Source organism: Sinomonas cyclohexanicum (assembly GCF_020886775.1).
Taxonomy (GTDB): domain Bacteria; phylum Actinomycetota; class Actinomycetes; order Actinomycetales; family Micrococcaceae; genus Sinomonas; species Sinomonas cyclohexanicum.
The window spans coordinates 1,748,004-1,760,862 of record NZ_AP024525.1; the positions used below are offsets into that span (position 1 = coordinate 1,748,004).

10 protein-coding genes and 1 pseudogene are annotated in these 12,859 nt (G+C 70.8%); 4 read left to right on the forward strand and 7 right to left on the reverse strand.

What is annotated here, in order from left to right:
- Position 1: 1 nt before the first annotated feature.
- The 5 genes and pseudogenes from SCMU_RS08410 to SCMU_RS08430 form a co-directional block, all read right to left on the reverse strand.
- Positions 2-999: pseudogene (locus SCMU_RS08410) on the reverse strand (IS481 family transposase).
- A 185-nt stretch (positions 1,000-1,184) separates the two neighbouring features.
- Positions 1,185-2,348, reverse strand: a complete 1,164-nt coding sequence (locus tag SCMU_RS08415) for a bifunctional 2-methylcitrate synthase/citrate synthase (RefSeq protein WP_229232547.1) — start codon at positions 2,346-2,348, stop codon at positions 1,185-1,187.
- Positions 2,349-2,381: 33 nt separating this feature from the next.
- Entirely contained in the window at positions 2,382-3,299 is a 918-nt protein-coding gene (prpB, locus tag SCMU_RS08420) for a methylisocitrate lyase (protein ID WP_229232548.1), read from the reverse strand.
- 14 nt (positions 3,300-3,313) lie between these two features.
- Positions 3,314-4,834, reverse strand: coding sequence for an MmgE/PrpD family protein (locus tag SCMU_RS08425; protein ID WP_229232549.1), 1,521 nt, complete (start codon positions 4,832-4,834; stop codon positions 3,314-3,316).
- Positions 4,835-4,836: 2 nt separating this feature from the next.
- Positions 4,837-5,517 (reverse strand): GntR family transcriptional regulator, encoded by a 681-nt coding sequence (locus tag SCMU_RS08430; RefSeq protein WP_229232550.1) that lies wholly within the window; start codon positions 5,515-5,517, stop codon positions 4,837-4,839.
- 211 nt (positions 5,518-5,728) lie between these two features.
- On the opposite strand from SCMU_RS08430, the gene SCMU_RS08435 reads away from it, so the two are divergent.
- From SCMU_RS08435 to SCMU_RS08445, 3 genes are read left to right on the forward strand one after another with little or no spacing between them, the layout of a single operon-like run.
- Complete coding sequence (locus tag SCMU_RS08435; protein WP_229232975.1) at positions 5,729-7,612, forward strand: AMP-binding protein; 1,884 nt, start codon at positions 5,729-5,731, stop codon at positions 7,610-7,612.
- Between the two features lie 53 nt (positions 7,613-7,665).
- The gene (locus SCMU_RS08440) at positions 7,666-8,208 is read left to right on the forward strand and encodes a thioesterase family protein (protein WP_229232551.1); all 543 of its coding nucleotides are present in this window, start codon (positions 7,666-7,668) and stop codon (positions 8,206-8,208) included.
- Between the two features lie 25 nt (positions 8,209-8,233).
- Positions 8,234-10,063, forward strand: a complete 1,830-nt coding sequence (locus tag SCMU_RS08445) for a gamma-glutamyltransferase family protein (RefSeq protein WP_229232552.1) — start codon at positions 8,234-8,236, stop codon at positions 10,061-10,063.
- A 28-nt stretch (positions 10,064-10,091) separates the two neighbouring features.
- On the opposite strand, the gene SCMU_RS08450 is transcribed toward SCMU_RS08445, so the two are convergent.
- Both SCMU_RS08450 and SCMU_RS08455 read right to left on the reverse strand, forming a co-directional pair.
- The gene (locus tag SCMU_RS08450) at positions 10,092-11,501 is read right to left on the reverse strand and encodes a DUF1731 domain-containing protein (protein ID WP_229232553.1); all 1,410 of its coding nucleotides are present in this window, start codon (positions 11,499-11,501) and stop codon (positions 10,092-10,094) included.
- Positions 11,502-11,564: 63 nt separating this feature from the next.
- Positions 11,565-12,116: a MarR family winged helix-turn-helix transcriptional regulator gene (locus SCMU_RS08455; RefSeq protein WP_229232554.1), complete on the reverse strand. Its 552-nt coding sequence runs from the start codon at positions 12,114-12,116 to the stop codon at positions 11,565-11,567.
- A gap of 101 nt (positions 12,117-12,217) precedes the next feature.
- Between SCMU_RS08455 and SCMU_RS08460 the strand changes: the two genes are divergently transcribed.
- Complete coding sequence (locus SCMU_RS08460; protein ID WP_229232555.1) at positions 12,218-12,793, forward strand: NADPH-dependent FMN reductase; 576 nt, start codon at positions 12,218-12,220, stop codon at positions 12,791-12,793.
- The last annotated feature ends 66 nt before the right edge of the window (positions 12,794-12,859 follow it).

The window sequence follows — 12,859 nt, forward strand, 5'->3', positions numbered from 1 at the left end:
CCTAGTTGTACTTCCCCGTGAGGTTGTGAACGCGGGCCGAGGGGACTTGGCCGCCGATGCCGGTGTGGGGTCTGTGGTGATTGTAGTGGTGGATCCAGTCCTGGTAGGTCGCCTCTCGCGCTTGTTCGCTGTCATAGGCGGCGGCGTATGCCCATTCGGTGGCCAGGGTGCGGTTGAAGCGTTCTACCTTGCCGTTGGTCTGCGGCCTGTAGGGCTTGGTCCGCTTGTGCTTGATATCGCCCAGGGCGTTCGCGAACGCGTATGAGCGGTAGCAGGAACCGTTGTCAGTCATCACCGCCGTCACAGTGACCCCGAGCGTGGCGAAGAAGGCGTTCGCACGGGTCCAGAAGGCCGCGGCGGTCTCTTTGCGCTCGTCGTCGAGGATCTCCGAGTACGCGACACGGGAGTGGTCATCGATCGCATGGTGCAGGTAACGGTAGCCGCGTGATCCGGCGGCTCCGGCCCGGGCGGCCCGGTCACGGGCGGCATCTGCCCTGCGGTCCTGCGTGGACCCGCGGCCATGGACGCGCCATCCGCCGCCGTCCGGGATCCTGCCCTGCTTCTTGATGTCCACGTGCACGAGCTGGCCCGGCGCGGAGACCTCGTAGCGTTTGGGCCTGGGTCTGCGCACGGGCAGGCCGGTCGACTGGTCCACGGCTTTCAGAAGCGGCATCTGGTACCGGGCCAGGACACGCCCGACCGTCGATCGGGCAAGGTGCAGGTGGTAGGCGATTCGGTGCGGCCCCCAACGACGGGTGAAGCGCAGCGCGATGATTCGGCGTTCAGTGCGGCGAGGCAATCGCGATGGCGAGGTATGCGGGCGAGAGCTGCGGTCTGTCAGCCCCAGTCCGGCCCGATACCGGTCGGCCCAGCGCTTCGCAGTCGCCGGAGAACACTGGAACCGCTCCGCCGCTCGCCGCAGCGACCAGCCGTGTTCGACGACCAGGACAGAGAGACGACGACGCCCTTCAGGGTCAAAGGCGCGTTAGCGTGGGTCACGAAGGCCTCCGTGGTGACGAATGTGAGTGTGGTAACCCACATCCTGCCGCGGAGGCCTTCCTACCTCAGATGTTCACAACGTGTCGGGGAAGTACACCTAGTGACCTAGTGACCTAGTGACCCAGTGACCTCGTGGCCCGGTGAGCTCGTGAGCCCCTGGCGGGAGTCCGCCTGAAGGCACTCCGTCAGTCGAGGTGCCGCTCGTCCGGCCCGTTGTAGGCCGAGAGCGGGCGGATGAGCGCGTTGTTCTCGACCTGCTCCATGATGTGCGCCGTCCAACCCACGATCCGGCTCGCCACGAACAGCGGCGTGAACGTGGGGATGTCGAAGCCCATGAGGTGGTAGGCCGGGCCCGTGGGGTAGTCGAGGTTCGGCTTGATGCCCTTGGCCTCGTCCATGGACTGCTCGAGCCCGTCGTAGAGGCCGAGGACCTCGGGGCGGCCGTAGAACGCGATGAGGTCGTCGAGGGCCGCCTTCATGGTGGGCACCCGCGAGTCGCCGTGCTTGTACACGCGGTGGCCGAATCCCATGACTTTCTTCTTGGCCGCGAGCGCCTCATCCATCCAGGCCTTGGCCCGGACCTTGGCCTGCTCGTGCGTCTCGTCCGCCCGGATCCCGATCTCCTCGAACGTCTCCATGACGGCCTCGTTCGCGCCGCCGTGGAGCGGGCCCTTGAGGGCGCCGATCGCGCCGGTGACCGCGGAGTGCAGGTCGGAGAGCGTCGAGGTGATGACGCGTGCGGTGAAGGTGGAGGCGTTGAACGAGTGCTCGGCGTAGAGGATCATCGAGACCTCGAACGCCCGGACCACCTCGGGCGCCGGCTCCTCGCCGAACGTCATCCACAGGAAGTTCGCCGAGTAGCCCAGATCGTCGCGGGGCTCGATGACGCCCTGGCCGCGGCGGCGCCGCTGGTCGTACGCCACAACGGCGGGCATCGCGGCGAACAGCTCGACCGCCTTGGCGAGGTTCGCCTCGTGCGACGAGTCGCCGGCCTTGGGGTGGCGGGCGCCCTGGACGCTCGCCGCGGTGCGGCACACATCCATCGGGTGGCAGGTGTCGGGCATCTCGTCCACGACCTGCTTCAGGAGGGGATCGAGCTTCCGGCCGGCGCGCTCCCGCGCCTCGAACTCGGACAGCTGCTCGCGGGTGGGCAGTTCGCCGTACCAGAGCAGGTAGGCGACCTCCTCGAAGCTGCAGCGGGCCGCCAGCTCCTGGACCGGGTAGCCGCGGTAGAGCAGCGAGTTGGTCTCGGGGTTGACCTTCGAGATGGCGGTGAAGTCCACCACCACGCCGGCAAGGCCCTTCTTGATCGCGCTATCGCTCTGTGCAGTGCTTGGCGCCTGGGTCATCGCAGGACTCCTTAGTCAGTGGGCCACTGGCCTTCAGTATCGGCCCGGAACCTGAAAATTGAATACGCCGGTGTCGAAACGGTTGTACGCCTCGTAGTCAACCAGCTCGTAGAGGCGGGCGCGAGTGAGCATCTCGGGCACGCGGGCCTCCTGGGTGCCCTCGGCCCTGATCGTCTCGAGCGTCCGCTCGGCCGCTCCCATCGCGATTCGCAGCAGGGTCACGGGGTAGATGATGAGGTTGATCCCGACGCCGGCCAGCTCGTCCGCCGTGAACAGGCGGCTCTTGCCGAACTCGGTCATGTTCGCCAGGACCGGGACGTCCACGGCGTCCCGGATGGCCTTGAACTCGTCGAGGGTGCCCATGGCCTCGGGGAAGATCGAGTCGGCCCCGGCGTCCACGAGCGCCTTGACGCGCTCGACGGCGGCGTCCAGCCCGGCGGCCCCCTCGCCGGTGGCGCGGATGTCGGTGCGCGCCATGATGAGGAAGTTCGGATCACGCCGTGCTTCCGCGGCGGCCCGGACGCGCTGGAGCGCGGTGTCGAGGTCCACGACCGCCTTGCCGTCGAGGTGGCCGCAGCGCTTCGGGTTGACCTGGTCCTCGATGTGCATGCCGGCGAGGCCGGCGTTCTCGAGCTCCTGGACGGTGCGGGCCACGTTCATGGCTTCGCCGAACCCGGTGTCAGCGTCCACGATGGCGGGGAGGTTGGTCATCCGCGCAATCTGGCCCGCACGGGTGGCCACCTCGGTGAGGGTCGTGAGACCGATGTCCGGCAGCCCCAGGTCGTTGGCGAGGACCGCCCCGGAGATGTACACCCCGGGGAAGCCCTTCTCCTCGATCAGCCGCGCGGAGAGAGGGCTGAACGCCCCCGGGAACTGCTGGATCGTGCCCGAGGAGAGGATCTCGCGGAGCTTCGCCCGCTTCTGCTCCGGGGTCGTGGTGGAGTACAGCATCGGTGCGTCCTCTCTCAGAACAGGCCCTTGGGGGCGGACGCGAGGTCGATCACGCCGTCCTTGGCCACGATATTGAGCTGGTCGAGCTCGCCCGCGCCGAGCTCGGGGAGGCGCTGGACGGCGCCGAGGAACCGCTCGATCTCCTCGGGCGCCACGGCGTCCGCGGCAAGGGTCCGGAACTTGGCGATGTACTGCTCGCGGCCGAACGGGCGCGCGCCGAGCGGGTGCGCGTCGGCCACCGCGATCTCGTCCTCGATCACTGTCCCGTCCGCGAGGGTGATGACCACCGAGCCGCCGAACGCCTTCTCCGAGATGTCGAGCGAGTGGTACCGGCGGGTCCACTCGGGGTCCTCCTCCGTGGCGACCTTGTGCCACAGCGCGACCGTGTCGGGCCGGCCGGCGCGCTCGGGGGAGTAGGAGTCCACGTGGTGCCACGCGCCGTCCTGGAGGGCCACGGCGAAGATGTACGGGATCGAGTGGTCCAGAGTCTCGCGGGACGCCGTGGGATCGTACTTCTGCGGGTCGTTGGCCCCGGAGCCGATGACGTAGTGGGTGTGGTGGCTCGTCTTGATGAGGATGCTCGCCACGTTGTCCGGGTCGGTCACCTCGGGGTGCTCGCGGTGCAGCTTGCGGGCGAGGTCGATCCACGCCTGCGCCTGGTACTCGGCCGAGTGCTCCTTCGTGTACGTGTCGAGGATCGCGCGCTTCGCCTCGCCCTCGGCGGGCAGCGGGACCTCGTACGCGGCGTCGGGCCCGTCGAGCAGCCACGCGATGACGCCGTCCTCGCCCTCGTAGATCGGCACGGGGGAGGTCTGGCCCCGCATGGCGCGGTCCACGGCCTCGACGGCCATCTTGCCCGCGAAGGCCGGGGCGTGGGCCTTCCACGTGGAGATCTCGCCCTTGCGGGACTGGCGGGTCGCCGTCGTCGTGTGCAGGGCCTGGCCCACGGCCTGGAAGATGGTCTCGACGTCGAGGCCGAGCAGCGTGCCGATGCCGGCCGCGGCGGACGGGCCGAGGTGGGCCACGTGGTCGATCTTGTGCTTGTGGAGGCTGATGGCCTTCACGAGGTCCACCTGGATCTCGTAACCGGTCGCGATGCCGCGGATGAGGTCGCGCCCGGTCGAGCCGACGTGCTGGCCCACGGCGAGGATCGGCGGGATGTTGTCGCCCGGGTGGGAGTACTCCGCCGCGAGGAACGTGTCGTGGTAGTCGAGCTCGCGCACGGCCACGCCGTTGGCCCACGCCGCCCACTCGGGGGAAACGCGGTCGGTGACGCCGTACACGAGCGCGCCCTTCCCGCCGGACGACGGCGCGTGGCTGAGCGCCTGCGCCCGCGCGGCGATGATGGGCCCGCGGTTGAGCGATGCGATCGCGACGGACGCGTTGTCGATGATGCGGTTGATGATCATCTCGGTCACCTCGTCGGTGACCTCGACCGGGTCGGCCGCGACCTTCGCGATCTTGTGCGCGAGCTGGTCCTCGCGGGGCAGGTTCTCTTCGCTCTTGTAGACGCGGACCTTGTGCATCTCAACCATGTTCAGACCTCTCGTTCGGGGTGGGTGTCGGGGTGGCTCGGGTGGGGCTGCGCGCTGGCGTTCTTGATGTGGTTAAGGCTGTTGTTCAGGTGGACGGCGGTCGCGGCGGCCGCGAGGTGCGCGTTGCCGTCCGCGATGGCGCCGGCGATCGCGGCGTGCTCGGTCGCCGCCTGCCTCAGCCGCGCGGCGTCGTCCTTCGCGAGGCGCCGCACGCGGGTGAGATGCACGCGGAGGCCCTCGAGGGACTGCGTGAGGTACGAGTTGCCGATCGCGTCGTTGATCGCGGCGTCGAGCTCGGCGGCGAGCGCGTAGTACTCGTGGCGCTGCGGGTCGTCGTCGGTCAGGAGCTCGGGCGCCGCCGCGAAGCGGTCGCGCAGGTCGGCGAAGCGCTCATGGTCGCCGCGCAGCGCCGCGAGGGCGGCGGCCTTGGACTCGAGCGCCTCGCGCAGCTCGAACAGCTCGTCGATGTGGGCGAGGGAGATGTCGCTCACGACGACTCCGCGGCCCCGCTGGGCCGACGCGAGCCCGTCCGCGGTGAGGCGGGCGAGGGCCTCGCGCAGAGGCGTCCGGGAGATCCCGAGGCGCTCGGACTGCTCGACCTCGCCCAGGAGGGTGCCCGGGGGAAGGCGCCACTCGACGATGTCGTCGCGGAGAGCCGTGTAGGCGCGGTCGCTGGCCTTCATGGGACTCCTCTCGGTCATTCGTCGGCGGGGCCTCGATGGGTTCTCTGTATACATTGACACTTCACAGACGCGAGTGCAAGGAGAAATGGCTCAATAGTTTGACTCAAATGTATACATCGGCCCTTGTGGCTGATCCGTTGCTGTCCTACGCTGGGAACACCTAGACGTGAGGAGTGCCACAGTGACGCAGGGGACCGACGTGACGCAGGAGATGGGACGGTACGCCGAGGCCTACCGCGAGAGCCTGTCCGACCGGGAGGCCTTCTGGCTCGACGCGGCGAAGGCCGTGGACTGGGTCGAGGCGCCGACCGCGGCGCTCGACGCCTCGGAGCCGCCGCTGTACCGGTGGTTCCCCGGCGGCACCCTGAACACTGCCTACAACGCGCTCGACCGCCACGTCGAGGCCGGCCGCGGTGACGCTGCCGCTCTCGTGTACGACTCCGCGGTCCTCGGCATTCAGCGCACCTACACGTACGCCGAGCTCACCGACCTCGTGGCGCGTTTCGCCGGTGCGCTCGCCGCACGCGGCGTCAGGAAGGGCGACCGCGTCGTCGTGTACATGCCGATGATCCCCGAGGCCGCCATCGCGATGCTCGCGTGCGCGCGCCTCGGCGCGGTGCACTCGGTGGTATTCGGCGGCTTCGCCCCGCGCGAGCTCGCCGCCCGGATCAGGGACGCCCGGCCCACGCTCATCGTGACCGCGAGCGGCGGCATCGAGCCGAACCGCCGCGTCGAGTACCTGCCTGCCGTCGCGGAGGCGCTCGAGATCGCCGAGATGCCAGAAGTCGGCGTGGTGGTCAAGGTCCGCGACGGGTTCGCCCACCAGCTCGCCGACCATCCCGGGTGGGACGATTTCGACGCGGCGCTCGGAGCCGCTGCGCCGGCCGCCCCGGTGCCCGTCGCGGCGTCGGACCCCCTGTACATCCTCTACACGTCCGGCACCACGGGGACGCCCAAGGGGGTCCAGCGCGACAACGGCGGGCACGCCGTCGCGCTCTCGTGGACGCTCAAGAACCTCTACGGCGTGGGCCCGGGCGAGGTGATGTGGACCGCGTCCGACGTCGGCTGGGTCGTGGGCCACTCCTACATCGTGTACGGCCCGCTCCTGGCCGGCGCCACGACCGTGCTGTACGAGGGCAAGCCCGTGGGCACGCCCGACGCCGGGGCGTTCTGGCGCGTCGTGGCCGACCACGGAGTCAAGGTCCTGTTCACCGCGCCCACGGCCCTGCGCGCGATCCGCCGCGCGGACCCGGAGGCGGCGCTCCTGGCCGACCATGACACCTCGACCCTCGTGCGCCTCTACGCCGCGGGCGAGCGGCTCGACCCCGAGACGTACCGGTGGGCGGGGGAGAAGCTCGGGGTGCCCGTGGTGGACCACTGGTGGCAGACCGAGACCGGATGGGCGATCTGCGGCAACCCCCGCGGCCTCGAGGACCTCCCGCTCAAGGCGGGGTCCCCGTCGGTCCCGATGCCGGGCTACGCCCTCGACATCCTCGACGGCGCGGGCGAGCCCGTCGAGCCGGGCGAGGAGGGCAACATCGTCCTGCGGCTGCCGCTCCCGCCGGGCACGCTCAGCACGCTGTGGCACAACGACGAGCGCTACATCGCCTCCTACCTCTCCGCATTCCCCGGATACTACGCGACCGGGGACTCCGGGTACCGCGACGCGGACGGCTACGTGTTCGTGATGGGCCGGACCGACGACATCATCAACGTCGCCGGGCACCGCCTCTCGACCGGCGCCATCGAGGCCGTACTCGCGGGCCACCCCGCGGTGGCCGAGTGCGCCGTGATCGGCCTCAAGGACTCGCTCAAGGGGCAGCGCGCCGTCGGCTACGTGGTCCTCAAGGCAGGCGTCGAGACGGCCGAGGAGCAGCTCGTGCCGGAGCTCGTGGCGCTCGTGCGGAAGCAGATCGGCCCGGTGGCGGACTTCAAGCAGGCCATCGTCGTCGACGCGCTGCCCAAGACCCGGTCGGGCAAGATCCTGCGCAAGACCATGCGGCAGATCGCGGACGGCGATGAGTACACCGTCCCCTCGACCATCGAGGACCCAGGGGTGATCGATCGCCTCATCCCGGTGCTCACAGGCGAGTGACGTCCGCGCACCGGGGGAGCGGGCCTCTGGTTACTCATAGGTAACATTGAGGCATGCATCTGCTCCTGCGCACCCTCGTGCTCCTGATCACCTCGCGACGCCGCCCGCCCCTGAGCATCTGGGGGACGTCGTCCCTGGCGCTGCGCGTCCTCCCCACGGACATCGACATCGCCCTGCACGTCAACAACGGCATGTACTTCTCGCTCATGGACCTGGGCCGGTTCGACCTCATGGTGCGGGCCCGGGTGTGGGACCGCATCCGGGCGCGGGGCTGGAGCCCGGTGGTGAACCTCGAGACGATCACCTTCCGCAAGTCCCTGCAGCTGTGGCAGGCGTACACGATCGAGTCGAAGATCATCGGCTTCGACGAGAAGGCCATCTTCTTCGAGCAGCGCATGGTGGCCGACGGCGAGGTGTACGCCCGCGCGTACATCGCCACGCGCCTGGTGTCGAAGGGCGGACCCGTGGCCAACGAGGAGATCTTCGAAGAGATGGGCCAGCCGCCCGTCGACCTCGTGCTCCCCGAGTTCCTGCACGCGTGGCGCGAGGAGAACGCGCTCCCGAGCACCCGCCGGCCCGCCCCTCACGTCTGGTAGGGCCCGGGCGGGCTAGCGTGGGGTGATGGAGTTCACCACGCGGCCCGAGCTCGCCGGCACGCTCGGCATGGTCTCCGCGACGCACTGGATCGGAGCCCAGGCCGGCATGGCCATGCTCGAGCGGGGAGGGAACGCGTTCGACGCCGCCGCTGCCGCCGGCTTCGCGCTGCAGGCCGCGGAACCGCAGCAGAACGGCCCCGGCGGCGACATGACGCTCATCTTCGCGCGCCCGGGGTCCCAACCGCAGGTGCTCTGCGCCCAGGGTCCGGCCCCGGCCGCCGCGACCATCGCAGCCTTCCACGCGCTGGGCCTGGCCCACGTGCCCGGCACCGGGCTGCTGCCCGCGGCCATCCCGGGCTCGACGCTCGGCTGGCTCACCCTCCTCGCCGACCACGGGACCCTTCCCCTCGCCGACGTGCTCGGCCCGGCCCTCCGAGTGGCCGAGGTCGGCCTCCCGGTGGGCGAGGGCCTCGCCGCGGTCCTCGCCAGGATGGCCCCGCACTTCCGCGACCACTGGCCCACCTCTGCGGCCCTGTACGCGCCGGGGGGCGCGCCGGTCCCTGCAGGAGGCCTCCTGCGCAATCCCGCGCTCGCTGGCACCTGGCGACGTCTCGCCGCCGCCGAATCCCAGGCCGCGGCGCAGGGCGGGGGACGCGCGGAGGCGATCGGCGCCGTCGTGCGCGAATGGACCGAGGGCTTCGTGGCGGAGGCGATCGACGCGTTCTGCCGGGTTCCCCGGCATGACTCGAGCGGCACGGCGCACGCTGGCCTCCTCACGGCACAGGACCTCGCGGCGTGGCGGCCGCATTACGAGCCCACGGTCTCGGTCGACTTCCGCGGCTGGACGGTCCACAAGTGCGGGTTCTGGACCCAAGGGCCCGTGTTCCTGCAGCAGCTGGCCATCCTCGACGCGGTTCCCGGATTCGGCGAAGGCGCCCTGGCCCCCGGCACGGAAGGCTATCTCCACACGCTGCTGGAGGCGACCAAGCTCGCTCTTGCGGACCGCGAGGCCTGGTACGGGGACAGTCCCGACGTCCCGGCGGAGGTCCTCCTCTCGCGCGACTACGCGGCCGAGCGGGCCCGGCTCATCGGCGAGTCCGCGTCCCACGAGCTGCGGCCCGGTTCGCCCGCGGGCCGGGTCCCACGGCTTCCTGACCTCGTGGTCCGTTGCGGCTTCGACGCAGCCGGGGTCAACGGGCTCGGCGAGCCCAACGCCGTCCGCGCGCTCCTCGAGGCCGCCGCGCTGCCGGACCGCGAGGGAAGGGCGCGTACGGACACCGTCCACATCGACGTCGTGGACCAGTGGGGGAACATGGTCTCGGCCATGCCCAGCGGCGGCTGGCTCTCGAGCTCGCCGGTGATCCCCGAACTCGGATTCCCCCTCGGCACGAGGCTCCAGATGGCCTGGCTCGAGGACGGGCTGCCCAACGCGCTCGCGCCGGGAAAGCGCCCCCGGACCACGCTCTCGCCGTCGCTCGCGACGCGCAACGGCGAGGCGGTGCTGGCGTTCGGTTCGCCGGGCGGAGATCAGCAGGACCAGTGGCAGCCGCACTTCTTCCTCGACCTCGCACTCCGTGGCGCGGGCCTCCAGGAGGCGATCGACGCGCCTGCCTTCCACTCCGTGCACGCGCCGTCGAGCTTCTATCCGCACGAGCACCAGCCCGGCGTCGCCCTTTTCGAGGGGCGCTTCGGGGCGGAGACCATCGACGCGCTGCGGCAGCGGGGACACGTCATCGGCATGACGGGCGACTGGCAGATCGGCCGGTTGTGCGCCGTGGCACGCGATCCCCTGACCGGGGTGCTGCGCGCCGCCGCGAATCCGCGGGGGATGTCCGGCTACGCGGCCGGCCGCTGATCACCGGCCGGCGCCCGCGGAGGCAGCGCTACGCGCCCATCTCGCGGAACGCGGCGGCGAGCTGCGGGTAGCGGAACTCGAACCCGGCAGCCTTGAGGACCCCGGGCAGTGCCCGGACGCTGTCCAGCGCCAGATCGGGATTGGTGCGGAGCACGCCCGCGACGGCGCGCAGCAGGCCCGCGGGGGCGGGGATCCCCACCGGCATCCCGACGAACTCCCGGATGTGCGCCATGAGCTCCCGATTCTGGACCGGCTGCGGGGACGTCGCGTTCACGACGCCGTCCGGCAGCTCGAGCGTCCCTTCGCCCGCGGAAAGCGGCAGGCCGAGGGCCGCCCGGGCGATCCGGAGCCAGTCGGCGGCGTGGATCCAGCTGAACCACTGCGCGCCCGTGCCAAGGTGCCCGCCCGCGCCCATGCGTGCGGGGGTCGTGAGCCGGGCGAGGATCTCGGCGTCGCGCTCGAGGACGACGCCGGTGCGCAGCACGGTCGAGTGGACGGCCGCGGCGCCGTCGAACGCCGCCTCCCAGTCCCGGACCACCCGGGCCAGCCCCCGCGCGTCGGCGGGCGGCGGGGTGGACTCGTCCATGGGCTCGGGCGAGTCGCCGTAGATCCCGACGGCGCTCTGCTGCACCCACCGCTCGACGGGCCGCGGCCATCCGCGGCTGGCCGTCACGAGGGCCCGCGTTGGCTCAACGCGGGTCTCGCGCAGCAGCGCGAGGTTCTCCTCGGTGCCGGGACGGTCGAGGCTCACCCCAGAGAGGTTGACGATGTTGAGCCGCTCGTGGGCGCCGAGCTCCGCCGTCCACTCGCCTTGGCTCCGTCCGTCCCAGATGATCTGGCGGAACGGGGAGGGCTTGAACGAGCGGGTGAGGACCGCCACCTCGTGGCCCGAGCACGTGAGGTCCGCGGCGAGCAGGGTCCCGAGGCTGCCGCTGCCGCCGGCGAGGACCGTGAGCGCGCGGGGAGGCTCGGCGTCGTGCGCATCCGTGGGGGAGTCCGTCGCGGCGAGCCGGTACAGCCGGGCGCACTGCGCCGCGAACCCGCGCACGAGGGGCTCGCCGGCGGTGAGCCCGAACTGCTGGGCGAGCGGGCCGTCGAGGACCACGCTCTGGGTGAACAGGGTGCCGCCGTCGCGCTCCTCGAGGGTCCATGACACGTCCTGCCAGCCGCGGCCCGGCTGGGGCTGCCGGAAGGCGAGGCGCTTCCCTGGCTCGGCCCCGGTGACCGTGAAGGCCGGCGCGGTGCGCCGGTGCAGGCCGCCCATGAGCCTGCTGGCGGGGACGTAGTGGCCCGTGGCGCCCTCGGCCAGCGGGCCGTCGAGCGACGCCTCGGCGACGGCGGGATTCCAATCGGGCCAGCGGCGGAGATCCGCGAGGACGTCCCACAGGGAGCCTGCGGGGAGCCGGAACCACTGGGATGCGGTGCGATGCCAGGTCACCTGAGCCAGTCTAGGCGCTGCCCGGGTTGTCCTGGCCATGGTGCGCGTCCAAGCCTCCAGACCCTACCGCGCGGGCACTCCGCCCGCGGCCCGGTCTCCTGGGTCCTGCTCTTCTTCGCACGCGGCCGCCCCGCACCCCTCGGCCTCGATCGCCGCGGAGATCTTCTCGCATGCGGACAGCAACGCGGCCTGCTCGGCGGGGGTGAGCGGATCGAAGACCGTGCGGCGGACGAGCTCGACGTGCCCCGGCGCGGCCTCGACGATCGCGGCGCGGCCTACGTCGGTGAGGTGGACGTCCTGCCCCCGCGCGTCGTCGGCCGAGCATGTGCGCGAGATGAGGCCCTTGGCCTCCATGCGCCGCAGGATGTGGGAGAGGCGGCTGCGCTCCCAGCCGAGCTCCTGGGCCGCGGTGCCCGAGCGCAGTACCCCGTCGGGACACTCGGAGAGGGTCGCGAGGACCGAGTACTCCGGCCCGGACAGGCGCGAATCACGGGTGAGCTGGCGGTCGATCGCGGGGGTCAGGCCCCACATGAGCCGGCGCAGGGCCAGCCACACGTCCTTCTCGCGCGCATCGAGCCAGCGCGGCTCGGCCTTGGTCTCTCCGGGCGTGGTCACGGTCTCTCCTCAAGTCCCCCAGGGTGTATTTGACATATCAATTATGCACGTGGTTCAGTTGACTCATCAAGTTTTGATTGATGCGTCAACAAGGAGTGCACATGAGCAAGATCGCAGTCATGACCGGCAGCACCCGCCCCGGCCGCAACAACCGCCAGGTCGCCGAGTGGGTCGTGGCCCGCGCCCAGGAGCGCCAGCCCGAGGTCGAGTTCGAGCTCGTCGACATCGCCGACTTCCAGCTCCCGCTCCTGAACGAGGCCGTCCCGGCCGGCTACCAGCAGTACAGCAACGAGCACACCAAGGCGTTCTCGGCCCGCATCGACGAGTTCGACGGCTTCATCTTCGTCACCCCCGAGTACAACCACTCGGTGGCGCCGGCGCTCTCCAACGCCCTGTCCTACCTCAACGCCGAGTGGAACAACAAGGCCGCCGGCATCGTCTCCTACGGCTCGGCGTTCGGCGTCCGCGCCGTCGAGCACCTGCGCGGCATCCTCTCCGAGCTCCAGGTGGCGCACGTCCAGAAGACGGGCATGTTCTCCCTGTTCACCGACTTCAAGGACTTCTCGACGTTCGCGCCGACTGAGATGCAGGCCGCCTCGGTGGACCCGATGATCGACCAGCTCGTGGTCTGGACCAAGGCGCTCGAGTCGGTCCGCGCGACCGCTGCCGTGGCCTGATCCACCGCACTCGCGGGCAGCACTGCTGCACCAGCACCGTGCGACGGCGGCACTCCAGGTGGGCTT